The 22976-nt window shown below is 48.3% G+C and carries 16 protein-coding genes; 10 read left to right on the top strand and 6 right to left on the bottom strand.

Annotated features, from left to right (window positions below; all coding sequences use genetic code 11):
- Positions 1-62: 62 nt before the first annotated feature.
- Positions 63-890, bottom strand: a complete 828-nt coding sequence (locus AC5JBY_RS04070; protein ID WP_495903278.1) for a GLPGLI family protein — start codon at positions 888-890, stop codon at positions 63-65.
- A 127-nt stretch (positions 891-1017) separates the two neighbouring features.
- Between AC5JBY_RS04070 and AC5JBY_RS04065 the strand changes: the two genes are divergently transcribed.
- Positions 1018-2505, top strand: a complete 1488-nt coding sequence (locus tag AC5JBY_RS04065; RefSeq protein ID WP_495903277.1) for a sensor histidine kinase — start codon at positions 1018-1020, stop codon at positions 2503-2505.
- Complete coding sequence (locus tag AC5JBY_RS04060; protein ID WP_495903276.1) at positions 2502-3194, top strand: response regulator transcription factor; 693 nt, start codon at positions 2502-2504, stop codon at positions 3192-3194. Before AC5JBY_RS04065 ends, AC5JBY_RS04060 begins: the two co-directional genes overlap by 4 nt.
- Before the next feature lie 27 nt (positions 3195-3221).
- Here the strand turns inward: AC5JBY_RS04060 and AC5JBY_RS04055 are convergent, their stop codons facing one another.
- A complete protein-coding gene (locus AC5JBY_RS04055; protein WP_495903275.1) occupies positions 3222-3536 on the bottom strand; it encodes a hypothetical protein in 315 nt (104 codons plus the stop codon).
- 319 nt (positions 3537-3855) lie between these two features.
- On the opposite strand from AC5JBY_RS04055, the gene AC5JBY_RS04050 reads away from it, so the two are divergent.
- Both AC5JBY_RS04050 and AC5JBY_RS04045 read left to right on the top strand, forming a co-directional pair.
- The gene (locus AC5JBY_RS04050; RefSeq protein WP_495903274.1) at positions 3856-4581 is read left to right on the top strand and encodes a DUF6088 family protein; all 726 of its coding nucleotides are present in this window, start codon (positions 3856-3858) and stop codon (positions 4579-4581) included.
- Complete coding sequence (locus AC5JBY_RS04045) at positions 4578-5567, top strand: nucleotidyl transferase AbiEii/AbiGii toxin family protein (protein ID WP_495903273.1); 990 nt, start codon at positions 4578-4580, stop codon at positions 5565-5567. Before AC5JBY_RS04050 ends, AC5JBY_RS04045 begins: the two co-directional genes overlap by 4 nt.
- 41 nt (positions 5568-5608) lie before the next feature.
- On the opposite strand, the gene AC5JBY_RS04040 is transcribed toward AC5JBY_RS04045, so the two are convergent.
- The 3 genes from AC5JBY_RS04040 to mqnC form a co-directional block, all read right to left on the bottom strand.
- Positions 5609-9973 (bottom strand): response regulator, encoded by a 4365-nt coding sequence (locus AC5JBY_RS04040; protein ID WP_495903272.1) that lies wholly within the window; start codon positions 9971-9973, stop codon positions 5609-5611.
- Between the two features lie 132 nt (positions 9974-10105).
- The gene (locus AC5JBY_RS04035; RefSeq protein ID WP_495903271.1) at positions 10106-11245 is read right to left on the bottom strand and encodes a hypothetical protein; all 1140 of its coding nucleotides are present in this window, start codon (positions 11243-11245) and stop codon (positions 10106-10108) included.
- Positions 11246-11285: 40 nt separating this feature from the next.
- On the bottom strand, positions 11286-12410 hold the full coding sequence (gene mqnC, locus AC5JBY_RS04030) for a cyclic dehypoxanthinyl futalosine synthase (RefSeq protein ID WP_495903270.1): 1125 nt from the start codon (positions 12408-12410) through the stop codon (positions 11286-11288).
- 195 nt (positions 12411-12605) lie between these two features.
- Here mqnC and AC5JBY_RS04025 point away from each other — a divergent pair, with 195 nt between their 5' ends.
- The 6 genes from AC5JBY_RS04025 to AC5JBY_RS04000 all read left to right on the top strand — a co-directional run bounded on the left by AC5JBY_RS04025 (position 12606) and on the right by AC5JBY_RS04000 (position 22166).
- A complete protein-coding gene (locus tag AC5JBY_RS04025) occupies positions 12606-13808 on the top strand; it encodes an aspartyl protease family protein (RefSeq protein ID WP_495903269.1) in 1203 nt (400 codons plus the stop codon).
- 129 nt (positions 13809-13937) lie between these two features.
- A complete protein-coding gene (locus AC5JBY_RS04020) occupies positions 13938-15176 on the top strand; it encodes a M16 family metallopeptidase (protein ID WP_495903268.1) in 1239 nt (412 codons plus the stop codon).
- A 99-nt stretch (positions 15177-15275) separates the two neighbouring features.
- On the top strand, positions 15276-16562 hold the full coding sequence (locus AC5JBY_RS04015; protein WP_495903267.1) for a M16 family metallopeptidase: 1287 nt from the start codon (positions 15276-15278) through the stop codon (positions 16560-16562).
- A 45-nt stretch (positions 16563-16607) separates the two neighbouring features.
- Positions 16608-16964 (top strand): phage holin family protein, encoded by a 357-nt coding sequence (locus tag AC5JBY_RS04010; RefSeq protein ID WP_495903266.1) that lies wholly within the window; start codon positions 16608-16610, stop codon positions 16962-16964.
- A 596-nt stretch (positions 16965-17560) separates the two neighbouring features.
- On the top strand, positions 17561-20596 hold the full coding sequence (locus tag AC5JBY_RS04005; protein WP_495903265.1) for a SusC/RagA family TonB-linked outer membrane protein: 3036 nt from the start codon (positions 17561-17563) through the stop codon (positions 20594-20596).
- Between the two features lie 19 nt (positions 20597-20615).
- Positions 20616-22166: a RagB/SusD family nutrient uptake outer membrane protein gene (locus tag AC5JBY_RS04000; RefSeq protein WP_495903264.1), complete on the top strand. Its 1551-nt coding sequence runs from the start codon at positions 20616-20618 to the stop codon at positions 22164-22166.
- Between the two features lie 58 nt (positions 22167-22224).
- On the opposite strand, the gene AC5JBY_RS03995 is transcribed toward AC5JBY_RS04000, so the two are convergent.
- On the bottom strand, positions 22225-22971 hold the full coding sequence (locus tag AC5JBY_RS03995) for a hypothetical protein (protein ID WP_495903263.1): 747 nt from the start codon (positions 22969-22971) through the stop codon (positions 22225-22227).
- Between the last annotated feature and the right edge of the window lie 5 nt (positions 22972-22976).

The raw sequence follows: 22976 nt of genomic DNA, 5'->3' as shown, positions 1-22976 counted from the left end.
TCCGGCTCCTGTTTTAATTATCAACTAAATCCAATAAATCTTTAAATCAAGGTTCAGACAAATTAATTCGCCATCCTGAAAGTTGCTCCCCTGCCACCATTGTTACGTTGCATTTCTTGCATGAGCTTGTTTTGCTCTTCCCTGAACTCCTGCTGCGTAATCTTCTTACCACCTTTAGGTTCTTTAATAACAGCTACATCAACTTTAGGGGATACTTCAACTGCTTTATATACCGTGCGTCCGTTGTTGATGTCGATTGCCAGTATCAGGCCGGGCAATTGTCCCTGTACTTCCGGGCCTGCAGCTACCGGTATAGCGGGGGTAAACCAGGCTGTGATATTAGCCGTGTCGGGCATTTCTTCGCGTTTTATCTGTCCGTTGATGATGCTGGACTGCATACGCATAGTAATACGTTGAGCAGTGGCTTGCTGACAGGCATAACCCAGGATCGTTCTTGTTTCACCGGTAAGTTTCCAGTTGAGCTTATTGATAGAGTCGCTGACCAGGAATTTTTTGGTGCCCAGTTCCCGTTGATCAGTAATAGTGCCTTTGGCAAGATCGGTAAAGGTGGCATCGTCTGCACCTGCTCCCATCATCCTGATTGAAACACCGCCCCTGGCCTGGCCACCACCATCCACGGTATTGTTGAATACCTGTTCGTCGGTTTCTTCCTGGGGCAATTGCTTGCGCAGCGACTGGTTGTTGGCAAACGATACCTCTATTTTATCAGTTCTTGTGCGGGGTATTTGCCGTTGCATTTCTTCGGGCATCCCGGCTATTCTTATCTGCATTTCTATGGTACGTTCGTAGATGACTTTACCTTCGGTTTGCTGGGCTGCTGCTGCCTGCACGCTCAAGACTGCCGCGAGGCCTATTGCGATTCTTTTCATAACGTTGATTGATTTTAACCAAAGCTACTATGGTGGCCTCGCGGGGCAGGTTAATGCACCTTGGTTTAATGTTAATTAAGGTTAAAACGGGATAACCTTAAAAAAGCAATCACCTATTTTTGTACTCATGCCGGCTCAAAAAACATCTTTCTCTTCATCCATCTCCGGGGCTTTAATGCTACTGGCCATCCTGGCTATTGTGGCCTTCCAGGGCTACTGGCTGCGCAAGAACTACCGGGATGAGGTAGAGAACCTCCACCTGCGTACGAACACCCTGTTCAGGGATGTGGTGCAGGAAAGCCAGATCGAGCGGCTGAAGCTGGATACCAATTTCAAAATAAGAGTATCGTCCCGGTCCGAGCCTGGCGTCAGCGCCAGCTTCCATTCGTTCAGAATGCCTGATTCCCTGATCGGGAAAAGACGGGTGGGCTCTGTTATTTATTCTCTTGGAAAAACGGTCAGGAATATCAGTCGCGACAGTTTGAAAGGACAGATCGACTCCATACGCATCGTAACCCAACCCCGCGCCGTTGGTGGTGTTGCACGTGAGGGATTTGATATAGTTCAGCTGTTGAGAAATGTTGATTCGTTGCAGGACTCCGTAACAGTGAAAGAAGTCACTACAAAGTATGCATCGGTGCTGGCTGCTGAAAAAATCGATATCCCCTTCGAGATTATTCGTGGCCCCGGTGAAACATTTAATGAAGATGGTCCACCACCGCCATTCAGAATGAGACTGGATAACACCAATAAGGTTACCCTTGGTTTTTCACACCCATATTCTTTTACGCTGGAGTTACAGAATACGATACCCTATGTACTTAAAAAGCTAACACCACAAATACTGGTGTCAGCATTCCTGATAGGTCTTACCATTTTTTCCTTCGTGCTCATGTTCCGTAGTCTGCGGCGGCAGCGCAGGCTCACGCGGCTCAAGAATGATTTTATCAGTAACATTACCCATGAGCTGAAAACACCTATCGCTACAGTGAGTGTTGCCATTGAAGCCCTGCGTAATTTCAATGCGCTACATGATCCAAAGCGTACAGAAGAGTACCTCGATATTTCGGCCAGTGAGCTGCAAAGGTTATCGTTGCTGGTGGATAAAGTGCTGAAGTTGTCTATGTTCGAAAAGCAGCAGATCGAATTGAATGGAGAACCCTTCGATTTGAAAGAACTGGTAGAAGAAGTGGTAGCTTCCATGCGCCTTCAATTCGAGAAGTACAGAGCCAAAGTAAGCATTCAGGCGCAGGGAGAAGATTTTATGATCGAAGCCGACCGCATGCACATCACCAGTGTTATTTTTAACCTGCTCGATAATGCGCTTAAATACAGCAAGGCCCATCCCACAATACAGATAGACCTCAATTCGCTGTCCAATACTATTGAGATGAGCGTTACCGATAATGGGATTGGCATTTCGCCTGAATACCAGCAAAAGATATTCGATAAGTTTTTCCGTGTTCCTACCGGCGATACGCACAACGTAAAAGGATATGGACTGGGACTCAGTTATGTGGCCTATATCCTCGACCGTCATAAAGGCATCATCAATGTAGAAAGTCAGCCAGGCATTGGCACCCGCTTCACCACTAAACTTCCCAAGCCAGCATGAGCAAAACAAAAATCCTGTATGTAGAGGACGAAATGTTTCTCGGCAAGATTGTAAAAGAAAGTCTGGAGAGCCGCGGCTTCGATGTGGTGATGGAGAGTGATGGAGCCGATGTTTTGCAAACGTTCAAACGCATCAACCCGGAGGTATGTGTGCTGGATGTGATGCTGCCCAACAAAGACGGTTTTACCATTGCCGAAGAAATACGGGCCATCGATGAAAAAGTACCCATCATTTTTCTGACAGCCAAAACCCAAACCGACGATCTCGTAAAAGGATTTTCTACCGGGGGCAACGATTATATCCGCAAGCCGTTCAGTATGGAAGAGCTGATTGTGCGTATCGACAATGCGCTGCGCTACCGCAATAATAGCCGGCCTGCCAGTGCTCCGCAGGATGAAGTGAAGATGGGTAAGTTCGTATTCCACCTTACCCGGCAAACGTTGTTGGCAGGAAAAGAAGAACGCAAACTGTCGTTCAGGGAAAGTGAATTACTCAAAATATTATACGAGAACCGCGATAAGATCATCGACCGGAAAGATATTCTCACGCTGTTGTGGGGAAATGATTCCTTCTTCAACTCCCGCAACCTCGACGTATACATTGCCAAACTGCGCGGCTATCTCAAAGACGATGACAGCCTCGCCATCATTACCATCAAGGGTATTGGCTACCGGTTTATTACCGCCTGAAAAAAGACAACAAAGGCAGAGAGCTTATTAAAAAAAAGCAGACTTTTTATTCACGACTACCGACTGCCGATTGCCGGCTGACTTTCGCACGTACTGCCATATCCACATGATGGTAAAGCTGGGAATGAAATCCGTAAAGGGAAGTATTTCTTCGGCAAAGTTGAACAGGCCGCCAAAGGCGCCTCTCCATCCACCAAACATACGGTAGAAGATAATGGCCGAAATGGGCGCCCACACAATATCCCCCAACTCACCGAACACCGGTATGGAGTAAGTGGCGTAACCAATGATATCCATGAGGATACAGATCAGTAAAGAAGCCTGGGATGTGTTTTTGCGCATGGGTTTACTCATTAAGTAGAGTCAAGACGATAATTAGCCCCTGAGCGTTGTATCGACACCTGAATCAGTAAGGCCGCAGCCCCAACGGGATTATTATCTACCCAGGTTTTGCATGACCTGGTTGCTTTTAGTTAATCGGCGAGTAACAGGGTCCTCAAATAGACAGTTTTTGAACCCAATAGTGCTTGATTTAGAGGCTTTTGCCGAGTCGCAGGACTGATATTTTTACACTTTTCTTATTGTTTCCCAGGTCAATCAAATGTCCAGTTTTTTAATTAAAAAACTGGACATTTGATTATATTTGTGCTATCGTATTCTCATGACAACAACACAAACGATCATAAACAGGATTGAAAAAATGCCCACAGGGCAGGTTTTCGCCTATACGGACTTTTTAAAGGAGCCAAGCCAACGAGAGGCGACTATCAAAGCGTTGAACCGGATGGTTGCTGCAGGAAAGTTGGCGAAACTGGCGAAGGGTAAATACTATAAAGCTGAACAGACCGTATTCGGAACATTGGAGCCAGATCAGTATCAAGTAGTAAAAGACTTATTGGAAGATGATGGAAAGATCATCGGCTATCTTACGGGATACTCAATTTATAATACGCTGGGTTTGACAACCCAGGTTAGTAATACAATACAGATCGGTAAGAACGATATTCGACCTCAATTCAAGCGGGGCCGATATACGATTTCTTTTATCCGGCAGAAAAACGAGATCACTAAGGATAATATACCACTGTTGCAAATCCTTGATGCAGTCCGTTACATTAAAAAAATACCGGACACCACTTTCTCATCATCTTACCTCAAGTTCTCTAACTTGATTAAAGACATGGCACCAGAGACTAAAAGAGACATTACAAAGCTGGTGATGAAATATCCAGCCGCTACAAGATCTCTTGTCGGGTCTATCCTTGAAAACGTTGGAGATAGTAAACTTGCAGATAAGATACGCAAGACCCTTAACCCCGTGACCATGTATAAAATACCTGGTGCAACAAGCATCATTTCCAACGCCGAAAATTGGAATATACAATGAGACTTCACGAGAACGAAGAACTGTTCAGGCAGGCCATCCAAGCTACGGCACAGGAAAAGGGCATCCCGGAGATATTCATAGAAAAAGACTACTGGGTAACATTTGCCTTGCATACTATATTCAATAGTGAAATCGGCCCGGAGGCTGTTTTTAAAGGTGGCACGTCACTTCTAAAATGCTATGGCCTGATAAAACGGTTTTCGGAGGACATTGATCTTGTCGTTTTGAAAAGAGAGGGCGAGTCGAATAACCAACTAACCAATAAGATTAAGGCAATCAGCGCCGTCGTAGCTGGAGTGTTACCGGAAGTTCAGTTACCAGAAGTAACGCAGAAAAAAGGCATGAACCGGAAGACTGCCCATACTTACCCCAAAAAGTTTTCCGGTGAATATGGACAAGTCAGGGATATGATTATCGTGGAAGCGACCTGGCTGGGCTATTTCGAACCTTATACGGAAATGTCGATAAGCTCTTTTATTTATGAAATGATGCGTAGCAGAGGGCAGGAAAAATTGGCCGAAGAATACGGCTTATTGCCTTTTACGGGCAAGGTTCTGAATCCGACCCGGACAATTTGCGAAAAAATCATGAGCCTTGTACGTTTCTCCTATACAGAAGACCCCATAATCGATCTAAGCAATAAGGTTCGTCATGCTTATGACCTGCACCAGTTATTACGTTACCCGGAGTTTTCTGATTTTTTCCATTCAGACGATTTTGTACAAATGATTTTGAAGGTTGGGCAGGATGATGTCGCCAGTTACAAATCCAATAACCAATGGCTAAAGCACCATCCTAACGAAGCGTTGATCTTCAAAGAACTTCCTAAAATATGGAAGGAAATTAGCACGTCTTATCAAAGACAATTTAGACCAATGGTGTTTGGTGAGGATTTTCCGGCAGCAGCAGAAATTTTGCAAACCCTTGAAACCATCAAACAGCGACTTGCCGGGATTGATTGGACGGTTACCGTAGAAGATGTGTAAGTCTTCTTTCGCAAATCCGCAATTTAAACTTTCGAAAAAGTTTACACCAGTAACGTCCTGCTTTTCAATACACCCACGATCTCTTCCATGCGGAAAGGCTTGGAAACATAGTCGTCCATGCCGGCGGCGAGACACCTTTCGCGGTCACCCTGCATAGCATCGGCCGTAAGGGCAATGATAGGCAGTTGTTTATACTGTTCACCCATCGCACGGATGTGGCGGGTGGTGGTGTAGCCATCCATTTCGGGCATGTTCACGTCCATGAAGATCAGTACGGGATCATAGTGCGGTAAAATTTCCAGCGCCTCTTTGCCATTGTTGGCACGCACGATGTCGAAGCCCATTTTGCGCAACACTTCCGTGATCAGCAGCATGTTGATGGGGTCGTCCTCCACTACCATGATGGTAGCCGCTTCTGCGATCCTTTCTAAATTGACAACCGATTGGTCGGGCTTGTGGATCTCGAGGCCCGGCGTGAACATGGCCGTGAGCATGGCGTGCAACTCATACATTTTTACCGGCTTGGAAAGCATCTGCGTGATGCCGAGCTTATCCGCTTCGTGCTGGAACAAATTCCTTTCCAGTGAAGAAAGCATAAGTATGGTGGGTTGTGCCTCTCCGTTTGCTTTCCGTTGATTCAGTTCCTGCACCAGTTGCAATCCATCCATCTCCGGCATGTGGTGATCGGTAATGATGAGATCGAGCGGTTCACCGGCGCCTTGCATGCGCTCCAGCGCAATCAGTGCTTCGCGGCCGCTGCCTGCTATTTCACAGGGAATGTTGAAGTATTGGAAGATCTCCTGCATCAGCTTGCGGTTGGTGCTGTTGTCGTCTACTACCAGCACTTTGCGCAGCGGCGGTTTGTGTTCGGGAGCTATCTGTGTATGCGCTTTCACTACTTCGAGAGGAAGGTGAAGCGTGAAGACGCTGCCCCTGCCCAGTTCACTGGTCACGGTGAGGTTACCATGCATTAGTTCAGCAAGGCTCTTGGATATCGTAAGACCGAGACCGGTGCCACCATATTTTCGGGTGGTGGATGAATCGGCCTGGGTGAAGCTTTCGAAAATCTTGCGCAGCTTTTTGTCTGATATACCAATGCCGGTGTCTTTTACCGACAATTCGATATCGAGGTAAGGCTGGCCATCCTTTTGGTAAATGCCGCCCGCCTTCATCAGCGATATCAGGATCTCACCTTGCGGAGTAAACTTGATGGCATTGCCCAGCAGGTTCACCAATACCTGGCGTATCCGCACAGGGTCGCCGCCAAACTGAACAGGTAGCTCGGGGTCGATATGGCAGATCAGCTCCAGGTTTTTCTCGAAAGCCTTTACCATCAGGATGTCTACTGTCTCTTCTACCAGTTCATCCAGGCGGAATGGAATATGCTCGATGTGGAGCTTGCCGGCTTCCAGTTTAGAGAAGTCGAGAATATCGTTGATAATATCAAGCAGGCCGTTAGCCGATTTCTTTACGTTGCCCAGGTAGTCCCTTTGTGTGCGCTGCAGATCGGTGGTCAACACCAGGTCGGTAAAACCGATGATACCGTTCATGGGCGTACGCAACTCATGGCTCATATTGGCCATGAACTCACTCTTCGCCTTGCTGGCCTGTTCTGCCTGGTCTTTGGCTTGTACCAGTTCCTGCTCCATCTGCTTACGCTCGATGGCTGCTGCCAGCGTCGTGGCAAAAGATTGCAGGATGGAAAACTCCGTGATGGTCCATTCACGTTCTTCCCGGTCGCTGAAGCCTACAATACCCCAAAACTGGTGCAGGGTGAAGATGGGAACGATTGCTGCCGACTTCATCTGCATTTTTTCGAAATAAGCACGGTCAGCATCTTCCGGAATATCCTTTACATGTCCACAGTAAGGCTCTTCCCGTTTCAGTGTTTTCCAGATGGTGGCCTCTTCATTCATCAGCAGGTTTTGGTAAGCGGGGTCTCTGTGCATCAGTTCACCTGTGTTGCTGTCCCAATGCAATAGCTGGTGCGAATACCATTTATTTTCCTGGTACCTGTATTCATTCTTATACACGTTCACGGCACTCACCTGCAGCTTGATGCCCAATACCTGGATGGCTTCGCCGATGGCTTCTTCGAGGTGGTTGTTACTGATCAGCTGGTGAGTAGCTTCTGCCATGGCCTGCAACAGCAGGTCTTTGTGCAGCAGACGCTCTTCGGCCCTTTTCTGTTCTGTGATGTTGTGCGCAAAGCCCAGTACGCCCCACACGGCGCCATCCTGATCACGCAAAGGCACTTTCACGGTAGTCATCACCTGCGCTTTGCCATTTAAGAAAGAAGGCTCCTCCTGTATGAATTTGGCTTTGCCGGTTTTGATTACTTCATTGTCATCACTCCAGAAGCCGCGTATATTAGTGTCGGTGTCGCCTTCAACAATTTCTTTCGGAAAGCCGATCTCGATATCATCCTTGCCAATGAAATCTTGCGGATTGCGGTTCATGCTATCGGCAAACGATTGGTTCACCAGTAGGAAGCGGTGGCCAAGGTCCTTGATGAATATCCAGTCGGGGGTAGAGTTGATCACGGTGCGCAGCAGCTCTTCCGATTGTTTTACTTCTGCCCATAGTTGCTCACGTTCTACTTCTGAGCGTTTACGTTCGGTGATATTGCGGGAAGTACAGATCAGTCTTTTTACAGCCCCTGTTTCATGTACAGGCTTGATGATGGTCTCCAGCCAGATGTAATCTTCCGATTTGGTGCGCATCCTGTAGCGAAGCGTCAGGTTTTCCAGTTCGGAGATGGCGGGGCCGCCTTCCTGTTGCATGAACTTATGTACATCATCCGGGTGAATATAATTCAGGGCAGAACGGCCTTGCACTTCTTCCGGTGCGTAACCCAACACTTTTTGTACCGAAGGAGAAACGTAAGAGAAAGTTCCGTCGAGCAGATTAACGGTGATGATATCTTCCGAGTGCTCGGCCAGCAGGCGGAACTGCTGTTCCCGCTGTTGCAATTCCCGTTCTGCTTCTTTTTGTACGGTTATATCCTGTGCAATACCAAAACCACTGGTGGCGTCTACCATCTTGCCCCTGATGTACAGGTGACGGTAATTGCCCTTCTTCGTAATGATCTGGCAGCTGAAGTTCGTTTCGTAATCGTGGTTATACTTGTTGTGGATAGAGTTGGTAAGTTCCCTGATCACCTGGTTGTGCTGTTCGGGTATCACATATTCGTGCAGGAACTCTTCGAAGGTCATCGTAAGCTCTTCCTGCGTTTCATGCTCCAGCAGGCTGCTGAACTCCTTACTCATGGTCATTTCCTGCGAAAAGAAGTCGAGCTTCCAGCTACCCATCTGCGCATAGGTCATGGCATAAGAGGCGGTGCGGATAGCTTCTTCTTTCAGCTGCTCGGCCATTACTTTATCCGTCACATTGATGCCTATACCCTGTATTTCAAACGCACCCTTTTCATTTTGCAGGGCGATGAACTCCCACTCGGTCCACTGGAACGTTTTAGTATGCTGAATAGGTTTGCGGATAAGCAGCTTAATTACCTTGCCAGGATTTTTCCAGCACTCCTCCGCCATTTGCTGACAGCGGTAAAGGTCTTTGGGGTAGATCGTATTGTAATACGGCTCACCCATCAGAAATCTGTCATTATAGCCAAATGTCTCGAGGAAGCGGGGGTTGGCGTAGGTGAAGTTGCCGTCGTTATCGATGCGGATAACATAGTTCGTTTGAGAATTCAGGATGGAAGAGAAATATGTTTTCTCCTTCTGCAACTCATTTTTGGCTTGTTGCAACTCCTCGTAGTTGCGCTGGTTGGTGCGGAACATAGGTTCCAGAACCAGGAATACGAGGCAGATAAAAGCTATGATGAGCGTAATGAACTTACCGGTGTTGATGGTGGAAGCCTCGCCCAGTTTTTCCATGATGATGCGGGAATACCTTTGGGCGATCGTATTCATTACTGCCGTGTACTTCTTTTCATTGTGCAATACCTCTTTCCGGAAAGCTGCCCGGTTGGTGTTCAGCGCCAGGCTATCGGATGCGACCACTCTTCCATTGACATCTACGATCCCTTTAAAGTGTTGCTGGGCATTGGCAAACTGGTGCCTGATCTCGAATTGATGTTGGTGGGAAAGCGTGTTGACCTTTTCCTGCAGGAAAGCGTTGTTGGAGGCAAAAGTATCGACGGATGATTGCAGCTCGTGGCGTAGCTCCTGCATTTCCTGTTCGGTAAGGCGGGGCCTTGTCAGCAGAATGATGTCTTTACTGATCAACTGGCTCAGGGCACGTTGCTCATTGGCAATATGGCTCACCTGCACGAATTGCTCATTCTCCTGACTGCGCAGGTGAATAAGGTAATAACCCGTGAAGTTGAACAACAATACTGTCGCCAGCAGCACAATTGCAATACGTACCAGCTTGCGGAACGGATTTTTCATGGTTTTGATGGGATATTCGACGAATAAATAACTGCAAAACAATACTTTCTATTGAATACGCAAGTACATTTTTTTAATATAATAGGTATTTCTACTGAAAATTGTTGACAATTATCATGAAAGTGGGTAGTGTTAGAAGCTCACACCACTTTGAATGCGGTTCAGGAGGAGGTTGTAACAGTTGCGGATAAGGCGGTCGGCGATCTGGTTGCGGCTGGGTGGGCGGTCATCAAACCGATTATTGATCAACTCCCAGTCGGCGGGTGTCAGCGCCCGCTGGTCGCCTTTATAAGTAGCTCTTTCCTGTTGCCACACGTAGTTGTCGGGGAAATTGTCGTACAAAATATTCCGGCCGGTAGCCCAGTCATAGATCCGGCATTCGAGCGAGGCATTGCTTTGCAGCACGCGGCGGCTTACATATACCGTGGCATACACGGTGGTGTATACGGGCTTGGGCGGATTGCTTTTGGTGCTGCCCGTTTGAATTTGGGCCGAACGTTGAATAGTGTAATTGTTGGAAGCAAGCTGACCGATGAAAATAGACGTGAAGTTGAGGTCCACTACCCGGTCGGCCCGCATATGTTGACCGCTGGCCTCCCAATCGGTAAAGAAACGCACATGCTGAAAAGCACGCATATTGAGGTCGCGTACCATTTGCTGTTGCAGCCAGTCGTTGGAAAAGCCCCAGTAATTGAATCCATACCGGTCGTAACGCACGGGGTTTACCACTACGCGGATCTGGCTCTTTTCTTCCGCCTCCCGCAGTAAACTGTTGACATCTTTGAAGCCGGGCACCGCATTATCGGCTTTGCTGAAATAATCATACGCCTGCTGTGCATATTGGCGGTTGTTATAGTTGAGTGCGCTGAGCCCCTGGTTATAATATTCCGTCGCTGCTTTTTCTTTGGCGCTGGCAATGGCCGCAGAGGGGTCTTTTATAGTAGGTAGTGCCTGGCTGGCTGCAGGAGAGGCTTTGATGGCCTGATACATTTGCAACAACACTTCCCGCTCTTTGGCTATTTCCATCCAGCGATCGCCCAGGCTGCCGTTGTACTTATTGGCAGTGATGATCTCTTTGCGTTTGTCCAGTGCTGTCTGATAAGCTGTAGGCAATAGGTCGGCTGCCTGTTTATCCTGAGGATTTTTATTGAGCCGTTCGATCAGGTCAAAAACGGTCTTGTCCTCGAAAGTATATCGATTAGACAACCTGTTGCCCGATCCGCAGGCCAACAGGCAAAGCAGAAAGATGCCATAAAGAAGACGGGTGGTCATAGACTATATGAAGATAAACAATAATCTGTCACCCTGCATATTAGTAATCTATTACCTGCTCTTCAATAGCGGCGGGCATTTGCCGGAATTCATATTGCTGGTTCCGCAGCTGTGGTTCGAAACCTGCTTCGCGGATCGCCTGCTGAATACTTTTATAGGTGAAACGGTGAGGAGCACCGGCAGCGCTTACTACATTTTCTTCCAGCATGATACTGCCAAAGTCGTTGGCGCCGCCATGCAAAGTGATCTGTGCCGTTTGCTTGCCCACGGTGAGCCAGGAAGCCTGGATGTTCTTCACGTTGGGCAGCATGATGCGGCTGATGGCGATCATGCGGATATATTCATCAGCTGTAGTAAGATTATGTACACCGCGGATGCGTGTGAGCAAAGTATCTACATCCTGGAAGGTCCAGGGAATGAAGGCAAGGAAACCTTTGGCATGTTCGGGCTTGCGGCTTTGCACTTCGCGCAGCTTCACCAGGTGCTCGAAGCGTTCGCGCACCGTTTCCACATGGCCAAACATCATGGTGGCAGAAGTGGTGATATCCAGCTTATGCGCCTCATGCATAATGTCGAGCCATTCCTGCGACCCGCATTTACCCTTCGAGATCAACCGGCGCACACGATCCACCAGTATCTCGGCGCCGGCGCCTGGCAGGCTGTCCATGCCGGCCTCTTTTAAAGCCTTCAGCACTTCGTGGTGTGTGGACTTTTCCAGTTTGGTAATATGTGCCACTTCGGGCGGACCGAGGGTGTGTAATTTAAGGTGGGGGTACAGGCTTTTCAGCTCGCGGAAAAGGTCAACATAAAACTGTAAACCCAGCTTCGGGTGGTGGCCACCTTGTAATAACAGCTGATCGCCACCCCAGCGGATGGTTTGCTCGATCTTCTTTTTATAAGTATCTATATCGGTGATATAGGCGTCTGCATGGCCCGGTATCCGGTAGAAGTTGCAGAACTTACAATTGGCAGTACAAACATTGGTAGTATTGACATTGCGGTCGATCTGCCAGGTTACTTTATTATACGGTACTTGTTTTTTCCTCAACTCGTTGGCCACGTACATCAGCTCGCTAAGTGGCGCTTCCTCAAATAAATACATGCCTTCCTCGATGCTCAGGAACTCAAACTGCAGGGCTTTCGAATAGAGATCGTCTGTTTTCATAACAACACATTAAACAACAAAAGTACTAAACGATCGGTTTTGCCCAGCCGTCACTATTTTTTATTCTAATGGCTATTACGTTTGCTGTAAATCAATTAACTTATGACCAATTACCGGTATTTGTCGTTTGTCAGTCGAAACCTGCCATTCAAAGACAAAATCAAGGGCTTGCCGGAGAAAATCGTAAAATAGCCTATGCGATTGCGCACCATTACTACACTGCTCCTGGTGATAATAGCCTGCAACTACCTGTCCGCACAGGAAGTCTTTGCCCCTGCCCCAGCTAAACGGATTACGACTTTTGGTTTCAAAATGCTGACGGGCGGCATCATTACCCTGAAAGCCAAGTTGAGCCAGTTTCCCGATTCACTCAATTTTATCCTCGATACCGGCAGCGGTGGCATATCACTCGATTCTACCACAGCCGCACAGATCAAAATTCAGACACAGCCCAGCGACCGCACCATCCGGGGCATTGCCGGCAGCATGATGGTACGCTTTGCCTACAACCAAACCCTCTACCTGCCCGGCCTCACGGTAGACAGCCTGAATTTTCACGTCAATGATTATGATATCCTCACCAGCGCCTATGGCGAAAAGATAGACGGCATTATTGGCTTTAGCTTTTTATCACGCTACCTGGTAAAGGTGGATTACGATAGTTCCAAGATCCATGTGTACACCAAAGGTTCTGTGAAATACCCCCGCGGTGGTTTTTTGCTGAAGCCCCAGCTACAGTACATTCCCATTCTCAGCAGCGAGGTAAAAGATGCTCGCGATATTACGGCCCGCTTTTATTTCGACACCGGCGCAGGCATGTGCCTCCTGATGACCTCCGATTTTGTGAACGACAGCGCCGTAGTAAGCAAACGGCGCAAATGGTATGCTACCCAGGCCGAAGGGTTGGGAGGTAAGGCGCCTATGAAGCAGGGAGTGGTCAAGCAATTGAAACTGGGCCCGTACAAGTTCAGAAATGTACCCACCTATATCTTCGATGACGAGTTCAATGTGATCCAGTACCCTTCGCTCGGCGGCCTCATCGGCAATGACCTGCTCCGCCGGTTCAACCTGATCATCAATTACGAACGTTCTGAGATACACATGCTGCCCAACAGCCACTTCAAAGACGTATTCGACTATGCCTATACCGGCCTCGGCATGTATGTGGTGGAGGGGGAAATATTAGTAATAGATGTAATGCCCGGATCACCGGCAGAGCAAGCCGGCTTCAAACCCGAAGATGTGATCATAGCGGTGCAGAACAACTTCAGCAAAAACATCCAGGCCTGGAAAAACCTGATGCAAACCCCCGGCGAAAAGCTTAAAATATTGGTACTCAGGGATGGAGGACCGTTGGTGCTCACCCTCAAGGTCAAAAATATACTTACCGGCAAATAGCTGGCATCTACTGAACATAATACCCCAACTTGTCGTTAATTTGCTGTCCCTCTAATGGATAATACAGGCCCGGTCGATCAGCCGGTACGCCGATGTAAGATCTGCGGGGTTAAAACAAGCGAGAATTCCATGATACATTTTGAGAAGTTTACATTGTCCAACGGCTTGCGCGTAGTGGTGCATGAAGATCCGGCCACCCCAATGGCTGTAGTTAATATTATGTATGATGTGGGCGCACGGGATGAAAATCCCGGTAAAACCGGTTTCGCCCACTTGTTTGAGCATTTGATGTTTGGTGGCTCCATCAATATAGAAGATTTTGAAACACCCCTTCAGATGGCAGGCGGCGAGAACAACGCCTATACCACCAATGATGTGACCAATTATTACGTACAGCTGCCAGCCGAGAACCTCGAAACAGCCCTCTGGCTGGAAAGCGACCGCCTGCTATCGCTGGCCTTCGATGAAAAGAGCCTCGACGTGCAGCGCAAAGTAGTGTCCGAAGAATTTAAAGAGCACTATATCAACAAACCCTATGGTGATGCGTGGTTCAAGCTCCGCGAAATGGCATACCCCACCCACCCATACCGCTGGATGACGATCGGGAAAGAGCTGTCGCATATTGAAAACGCTACCCTCGAAGATGTAAAAACATTCTTCTTTAAACATTATCGTCCCATCAATGCGATCCTCGTAGTAGGTGGCAATGTGAAAACAGCGGAAGTAAAGAAGCTGGTAGAAAAATGGTTTGGCGATATTCCTGCCGGCGAGCAATATGTGCGCACGATACCCGATGAACAGCCCCAGACTGCCCCGCGCAGAGAAGAAATAAAAGCAGATGTGCCACTTGATGCCCTGTACAAATGCTGGCATATGGATGCCCGCATGGACCACGGCTATTATGTGGCCGACCTGATCACAGAAGTGTTGGGCGGTGGCGGTTCATCCCGTTTATTCCAGTCGCTGGTAAAAGAAAAGAAGCTCTTCAGCCATATCGAATGCTACCACTTTGGCTCTGTCGACAAAGGTCTGCTGGCCATTGAAGGCAAGCTGGTAAAAGGTGTGAAGATGGAAGATGCAGAAAAAGCGGTGGAAGAAGAACTGGAAAAGCTCAAGAAAGAAGGCATCACCGATAAAGAACTGACGAAGGTTAAAAATAAGACCGAGTCGGCCATTGCCTTTGAAGATATGAGCGTGATGACGCGCACCAACAACCTGGCCTTCTATGAACTGCTGGGCGATGCGTCGCTCTTCAATACCGACCGCGAAAAATACTTCGCCGTTACCCGCGAAGACATTTTACAGTACAGCCGGAAGATATTCGACGTGAATAACTCCAACACACTGTGCTATTATAGCAAGAACTAATCTGTTGAAGGGTGGGGCGTCCCGTACTTTAGTCGGGACGGCTCACCCTTCGACAAGGGGACAAGACTTTTTTTAAACATTTAGTGATTCGATCGAACAATGCTAAACAGAACAATTGCACCCGTAATAAAAGAACCGGTTGATTTTAAGATAAACCTGCCCGGCTGTCAGAAACATACACTTTCCAACGGAATAGAAGTATATACAGTCGACATGGGCAGCGAAGAGACCCTGATGGTAAATTGGGTGTTCTATGCCGGCAACTGGTACGAAGATTCAAAAGCAGTAGCAGCTGCTACCAATTTCCTGCTGAAAAATGGTACTTCCAAACGCAAGGCTTTCGATATCAATGAGCATTTCGAATACCATGGCGCTTACCTCAACAGAGGTTGCTATAATGAAACGGCAGAGCTTACGCTCCACTGCCTCAACAAGCACACCAATGAGCTGCTGCCGGTAGTGGCCGAGCTGATCACCGATGCCACTTTCCCTGAAGAGGAGTTGGCCATCTACAAGCAGAACGCGCAACAGCGCCTGAAAGTAAACCTGCAGAAATGTGAATTTGTGGCCGGCCGGCTGATCGATGCGTACCTGTTTGGAGAGAAACATCCTTACGGTACGTACAACAACGCAGAAGACTATGATGCCATCCGCCGGGAAGACATCGTAGCATACTATGATAAATATTACCGCAATGGCCGCTGTGTGATCTTCGCCGCTGGTAAGTTGCCCGCCGACCTCATCAGTGAATTGGAAAAACATTTCGGCTCCCTGCCGCTTCATTCTCACCGGCAGAACGTTGCCATCGTAAAGCACCCCGTACAGCCTGCTCCTCAAAAGAAGAGTCACATTCTCAATGATACCGAAGGCGTACAGGCTGCCATTCGTATTGCCCGTCCTTTCCCCAACAGGCATCACCCCGACTTTCAGAAAGCCATGGTATTGAACAGCCTTTTTGGCGGCTTCTTTGGATCACGGCTGATGGCCAACATCCGGGAAGACAAAGGATACACTTATGGTATTTACAGTTACCTGTTGAATCACATCCACGACAGCGGCTGGATGATCAGCACCGAAGCTGGCAGAGATGTGAGCGAAGCTACCGTGACCGAAGTGTACAATGAAATGGCACTGCTGCGCGAAGAACCGGTAGACGACGAAGAACTACTGATGACCCGCAACTATATGATCGGCTCTATCTTGGGCGATCTCGACGGCCCATTCCAGGTAATCGGTCGCTGGAAAAACCTGGTGCTGAACAACCTTGATGAAGAATACTTCAACAATGGTCTTCAGGTGATCAGGACCGTAACAGCAGAGGAATTGCAGGAGCTGGCCAACAAATACCTGCAGCCCGAAGACTTTTATGAGCTCGTAGTTATATAGGAACTATGTGCTAACTTCATAGCTATTGCACCAAAAACAATAGCTATGAATTTTATCATGCGCATCATTGTCACCTCGATCATTGCCTTTGGGTTGTCCTACATCCTCAGCGGCGTACACATCGATTCATTTTGGGCTGCCATCGTCTTCGCTATTGTGCTTGCTGTACTGAACGCTATTGTTAAACCCATACTGATATTACTCACGCTTCCCCTCACCCTATTTACTTTTGGACTATTCCTCTTTGTGATAAATGCTGCCATCATATTGCTTACGGCTGAATTCGTAAAAGGATTCAGGGTCGATGGCTTTTGGTGGGCTTTGTTATTCAGCTTGCTGCTATCCATTATCACGTCGGTACTGTACAGAGAACAGCGTCGCGACCGTGAACGGTCAAATTAAAATAATTATCATGATTTGAGTGTGGTGAGAGCGCTGTATAGCTTGTCCACGCTGCATTACAGAGCGATTAATGCAACCGGGAATGCCTCATATTGAACAAACAAATATTTGATATTTCTCTGTCATTAACCTATTTTTAACAACGTCATCCCAATCTGCTTGCACATATGCACATTAAAGCGATTGCCTGCTTTAATCGTAAGTCATCAGGAACATTCAAAGCCATCAGAAACAAACACTCCGGCTTGTCATACGAAGCACTCACCTGACCCTTCTACTATATATATCGGTCCCAACCGTACCGGCACTGATTTGTACGACTAAAACCAAACTAACGCATGAGAAAAACAACACACCTCTCATGGTGCAATGCCTTTGCACCATCCGCCAATCATTTCCTGTATAATTCACAGAAGTACCGCAAAAAAATGGCGTAGCTGATTGGCTACCCCTTTATTGATTGTTGCTGCTAACCCACACGGCTACTGTACAGTTACCCGTGGTGTTATTGCTTTGGCCTGTCGCAAGGCACTTATCTGTTTGCTAAACGGACAGAGATCCTACGTCCATTCCTCAACCAAAACAAAAAGGCACACATGAGAACACTGCTTCTATACCTGTTATGTCTCACAGTTACGGCTAACAGCTTGCTTGCCCAGTCACGGCAAATAAAAGGCACCATCACCGATAAGCAGGGCCTGCCGCTTTTCGGTGCTACCATCAAGATCAAAGGTGCCAACAAAGGAACCTCATCCGGTCAGGATGGCACCTTCTCCATTACAGCCGATGCAGGCGCCGTATTGATCGTATCGGCCATTGGCCATGAAACACAGGAAATAAAAACAGGCACAGCTGCTGCCATCACTGTTACGTTGGCCGATGATGTAAAAACATTGACCGATGTGGTGGTAACTGGTGTGGCACAGGCCACCAGCAAAGAGAAATTATCCTTTAGCCTCACCAAAGTATCTGCTGAAAAAATAAACACAGCACCAGCTCTCGATCTTTCCCAAACACTGCGCGGAAAAGTAGCAGGCATACAGATCACCCAAACACAGGGCGATGATGGCGCTTCGGTATTCCTGCGTGGCGCCAAATCAATGTTTGGCAACATCTCACCCCTCATCGTGATCGATGGCTTTGTGACCAACTTCAGCTTGTCCGACCTCAACCCGCAGGATGTGGAATCCATAGAAGTGGTCAAAGGTGCCGCCGCTTCTGCTTTGTATGGCACCCGTGCCGAAGGAGGTGTAATACAGGTGATCTCTAAAAAAGGCAGAGGCACCAAAGGCGTTGCCATTACGGTAGACAATGAAGTGGGCATAAACAATATTCAAAGAACGCCGGAGCTGGCTACCATGCACTATTATGTGCCCAACGACAGCGACCCTTATGGATTTGCTTATGCAGCAGGCAGCACCACTTCACGCATCGCCAACTACAAGCCCAACGGCTTCTCTGTAAACCTCAGCCCGTATAAAAATTCTTACAACAACACCGACGCACTCCTGGGCGATAATAAATATTACAGCAACTATGTATCCATCGCTACCTCCGGCGATAAATACAATGCCTTCTTATCTTTCAGAAATCAATACACCGGCGGCGTTGCCGAACCGATAGATCCGAATAAGAAGAAGTCATTATCTCTGCGTCTCCAGTTCAGGCCCACGCCCAAACTGGAAGCAGAAGCCTATATCAATTACTTCAACGAAATAAAACCATCCGCCGCGGTGACCGCCAACGGACAGGGCACCTTCTTTGCGGCCAGTCTGCAGTGGGAGCCATTCATCAACCTCGCTGCTAAAAATGCCGCAGGCAATTACAATGTGCGGCCCGAAGGCTGGAATATACAAGGCGCCAACCTCACCAACCCGATGTATGAATGGAGCAAACGCGAGTACACCAACAATACCGATAACTACCTGGCAGGAGGTAAGCTGCGTTACAAGATATTGAAGAACCTTTCTGTGGAAGCATTGGGCTCTGTACGTAAACAAAACTATACAGCTTCCGACACCTACCCCCGCGGCTTTGAGACCGCTACCTCCAGCGAGTCGCTGAATAATGGTAACGTATCACTGGGCTACAATTACTACCAGATGATCAATGGGCAGGCACAAATCAACTACAACACCCGTTTTGGAGAAGATATCACATTGGGCGTAACCGGTAAGATGGTCTACGAAGAATGGTATGAAAAAGAGTTCGGCGTATCGGGATACGACTTCAGCCGCAGCTCGGACATTTATGTCATCGGCAACACCCGTACCGATACAAGAAGCGGTTACGGATCGGATATGTTCATCAACCAAACGGTGAACTATGGTTATTACCTGAACCTGCAAACCTCCTGGCGCGATAAAGTATTCCTCGACGCGTTGGCACGTATTGACCAAAGCTCCCGTTATGGAATAGATGAGCAAACGGCTTTCTTTCCCCGCGTGTCATTGGCCTACCGGCTCACACAGGACTTTAATCTCGGCGATGCGATCACCGAATTAAAAGCCCGTGTGAATTATGGCGCCGCAGGTAGTGTGCCCGCCTACAACCTGAAGAATAGCCGCGTATCGGTATCTGCCAGTGGCTTCACATTGAACCAGCTGGCCAGTACTGACCTGCAACGCTCCATCACCCACGAATGGGAATTTGGCATCGATGCGGTGTTGTATAAGAAGATCAACGTGCAATTGAACTATGCCATCGCCAGAAGCGAGGGCGATGTAGTGCGGCCACCGGCATTTACGCCCTACGAAGCAGCCGGTGTATACAAGAACTTCGGCGTTACCAAATCCAACTCCCTGGAACTGGAGGTTAACGGAACCGCTGTTGATACCAAAAACTTCTCCTGGGACTTCGGCCTTACATTCGGCCGCGTAAGAAGTGAGATCAAAAGCCTGGGTGTAGGACTGCCAGCCTTTACGGACGGACTATTCTGGAAAGATGTGGGTGTAAGCCCCTTCGCGATGTACGGCAATAAAGTGCTCACGAGCCTTTCTGAATTGGAAGTAGACAAAGCCACCGGCAAAGTGATCAATGCAGCAGGCGGCGCGTATACGCTGAATGATTTTAGCATCAACAGCCGGGGCTTTGTGGTGCTCACAAGCCAGATAGGTACGAAAGATGAAAAGCCATTATTATTACAAAAGAATGGCGCCAGCCTCTCTACTGTGATCGGCGATGCACAACCTGATTTCCAGGTAGGCTTTACCAATACATTTACATTCTTTAAAAACCTCACCTTATACGGCACCATCGACTGGCAGCAGGGAGGGCAGAAATACGATCAAACCACCCAATACCTTTCCTTCGATGCACGTAGCGGCATCTGGCAGGATTATGCTTCGTCAGGCTTACCCCTTACCTTTTTACAAACACTGTATAATGGTAACTCCTATACCAATTTTTGGATAGCCAATAGCAGCTACGTAGCCCTCCGCGAACTTTCACTCAGCTATCGCTTCCCCGGCCCGAAAAAGCAAAAAGTATTCAGGGACATCAGCCTTTCAGTCATCGGCAGAAACCTGTACACCTTCACCGATTTCAAGGGCACCAACCCCGAAGGCAGCCATGAATACTTCCCCTATCCTGTATACAGGACTTTTTCAACCAGGCTGATCGTGAATTTCTAAACGACATAAAAAGAAGAATATGAAAAAATATATAGTTATACCTATACTGCTGATAGGAGTATTTAGCTCCTGCAAAAAGCTGCAGTTCGACGATCCCACCACCTACACACTGGAGGAGGGAATATCCAAAACGCCAGACTACTATTACAAACTGGCAGCCGGTAATTTTTCCAATGCATTGTGGAATACCAATTCCGCCTACAACTTTGGATATGGCATCAGCGCCCTGGCCGATCAGACAACAGTTACCAACCGGGTGCAGGAATGGTGGGACTTTGCCATAGAGCCCCGCAAGCGGCTCAACAATAGTTTGTCCTACGCTGGGTATTCTCATTTCAGCTCCCCCTACAGTAGCTTCTATACGCCCAACCTGAATGCGAACGTGATCATCGAAGCGTTGGACAAAGGAGAGAAGGGTATCGACGACAAAGGAAAGGACCGCACCAGCGAGATATACGCCATTGCCTATTTGATCAAGGGCATATCATTGGGATACCTTGGCGCTATTTACGACCGGGGCATCGCAGCCAATAAGAACCTCGGCCCCACAGGCGCCAAGGATCTTCCCAATTCATACAAGCAGATGATCGATACCGCAATGGTCTTTTTCGACAAAGCCATTGCTGCAGCCAACGAGACTACCTCCATGACTGTCTCCGATTTTTATATCAACGTAACACTTAACAAAGCACAGTTTATCCAGTTGGCCAATTCCTTCGCTGCCCGTTTGCTGGCGAGCGTGCCCCGCGATAAAGCAGAAGCAACGGCCCTGGGCGCCGCCTTTTGGAATAAAGTATTGAAGTATGCAAACGCCGGGAATACCACCGATCTGATGTCTTCGTATGTAAGCGGAGGCTACTATAACTACATGGTGCATTATGGACTCACGGAAGCGGGCGGCGGCCCTTACCTGCCGGCTGATATCAAAGTTGCATACTTCGCAGACAAAACAGGCACCTATCCCAGCAGCTATCCACTGGATGAATCAGTGACGCTGGCGCCTGTTCAAACAGATGATGCACGCTTTGCCCAGTACTTCAAGTACACCACCAACTTTGGATACCTGCGCGTGGACCGCGGCCGCAACTTGTTTTCCAATTACAAACACAACCGTTGGTCGCAGGCCGGCGCCAATCCCAACTCTACCACCATAACAGGCTATCCCAACCCGATTTTCCTGGCCGAAGAAGTGCGCCTGTTGAGAGCAGAAGCCAAGATGTGGATAGGAGATATCCCCGGTGCAGCAGCAGAGCTGAATGCACCGGGCGCCGATAGAATTGCTAAAGGAGGATTGCCGGCTATTGCAGCAACAGAAGCGGCGGTAAGAAAAACATTGCACTATGAATACGCCATCAGCATAGATGTATCTGGCAGCGCCATCAACCCTTGGGTGTTCATGCGCAGGAATGACCTGTTGCAGCCCGGTACGCCTACCGAGTTCCCCAACCCTGAACAACAAATGCTGTTAACGCCTGAATCCGTGTACACATTTGGCGGCCTTGATTACGCAGGTGAGAAAGGAAAGTTTGGCGAGATCGCTACCGCCACCAAAGCCAGCGGCTGGAAATAATCCTACCCTATATACATAAGGCAGGGGGAGTGTTCATGTGCACTTCCCCTTTTTCATTTTAGAAATACGAAGAATCCCAGTTGATCGCTCCCTTTGCCCTTAGCTGGCCTTCCGACCGCTTGAAAAACTTTACCAGCAGGAAGCTGACACCCGCCATCAGCAGCAACAGCGGTATGTCCCATGATGTATTGTGGGCCTGCCCCGCCAGGTGCCTGCCTTGCAGGATCAGCAGCATGATGCCATACCATATGCCAAAAGTCAACACCGTTTGTAAATAGATCCCGGCATACGTTTTCCAGGAAGGGCGCGATACCCGGACTTTTTTGTCCAAAACCCGCGCAACATCATCATCCCCTTCAGGAGGAGCAACAGATTTTTTCCGTTCGAAGATCCGGGTCAGTTCATACACCGGCACAGCAAAAACCGCGATCAGGTACAGGCTGCCCGTTTGTTTATAATTGGTGGTATCTATATTGGAAACGATCATGACGGCCGAAGTATAAAGCATCACGCCAAAAATGGCCGCATGCAACAGCACACTGGGAGTTATATCGAGCAGGTTGACCCGGAACCGCCCCCAGGTATCAGTTTTGATGATGGGATCATTTTCAAGCAGGGAAAGCACTAAAACGATCAGCGACCAGACGACCAGTACGGCGGCGGTGAGCAACAATACAACCAGCAGACTCTTGCATTGAATATTAAAACACCTGGTGCGCCAGGCATACCAGCCCAGCCCCAAACCGGGCAATAATGAGGGCAAAATAGTGATAAGGCTGCGGGCGATCCGCCGTAATAAATTCATATTGT

Source organism: Paraflavitalea sp. (assembly GCF_059502485.1).
Note: the sequence above shows the minus strand (reverse complement) of the source record. Positions and strands in the feature narration are given on the sequence as shown.

What these genes read in the sequence shown, in the direction of transcription:
- AC5JBY_RS04000 (WP_495903264.1), top strand. Translation starts at nt 20,616, where the DNA reads ATGAAAAAATATATAGTTATACCTATACTGCTGATAGGAGTATTTAGC.
- AC5JBY_RS03995 (WP_495903263.1), bottom strand. Translation starts at nt 22,971, where the DNA reads ATGAATTTATTACGGCGGATCGCCCGCAGCCTTATCACTATTTTGCCC.
- AC5JBY_RS04055 (WP_495903275.1), bottom strand. Translation starts at nt 3,536, where the DNA reads ATGCGCAAAAACACATCCCAGGCTTCTTTACTGATCTGTATCCTCATG.
- AC5JBY_RS04010 (WP_495903266.1), top strand. Translation starts at nt 16,608, where the DNA reads ATGAATTTTATCATGCGCATCATTGTCACCTCGATCATTGCCTTTGGG.
- AC5JBY_RS04025 (WP_495903269.1), top strand. Translation starts at nt 12,606, where the DNA reads ATGCGATTGCGCACCATTACTACACTGCTCCTGGTGATAATAGCCTGC.
- AC5JBY_RS04065 (WP_495903277.1), top strand. Translation starts at nt 1,018, where the DNA reads ATGCCGGCTCAAAAAACATCTTTCTCTTCATCCATCTCCGGGGCTTTA.
- AC5JBY_RS04050 (WP_495903274.1), top strand. Translation starts at nt 3,856, where the DNA reads ATGACAACAACACAAACGATCATAAACAGGATTGAAAAAATGCCCACA.
- AC5JBY_RS04045 (WP_495903273.1), top strand. Translation starts at nt 4,578, where the DNA reads ATGAGACTTCACGAGAACGAAGAACTGTTCAGGCAGGCCATCCAAGCT.
- AC5JBY_RS04070 (WP_495903278.1), bottom strand. Translation starts at nt 890, where the DNA reads ATGAAAAGAATCGCAATAGGCCTCGCGGCAGTCTTGAGCGTGCAGGCA.
- AC5JBY_RS04015 (WP_495903267.1), top strand. Translation starts at nt 15,276, where the DNA reads ATGCTAAACAGAACAATTGCACCCGTAATAAAAGAACCGGTTGATTTT.
- AC5JBY_RS04020 (WP_495903268.1), top strand. Translation starts at nt 13,938, where the DNA reads ATGATACATTTTGAGAAGTTTACATTGTCCAACGGCTTGCGCGTAGTG.
- AC5JBY_RS04005 (WP_495903265.1), top strand. Translation starts at nt 17,561, where the DNA reads ATGAGAACACTGCTTCTATACCTGTTATGTCTCACAGTTACGGCTAAC.
- AC5JBY_RS04035 (WP_495903271.1), bottom strand. Translation starts at nt 11,245, where the DNA reads ATGACCACCCGTCTTCTTTATGGCATCTTTCTGCTTTGCCTGTTGGCC.
- mqnC (WP_495903270.1), bottom strand. Translation starts at nt 12,410, where the DNA reads ATGAAAACAGACGATCTCTATTCGAAAGCCCTGCAGTTTGAGTTCCTG.
- AC5JBY_RS04060 (WP_495903276.1), top strand. Translation starts at nt 2,502, where the DNA reads ATGAGCAAAACAAAAATCCTGTATGTAGAGGACGAAATGTTTCTCGGC.
- AC5JBY_RS04040 (WP_495903272.1), bottom strand. Translation starts at nt 9,973, where the DNA reads ATGAAAAATCCGTTCCGCAAGCTGGTACGTATTGCAATTGTGCTGCTG.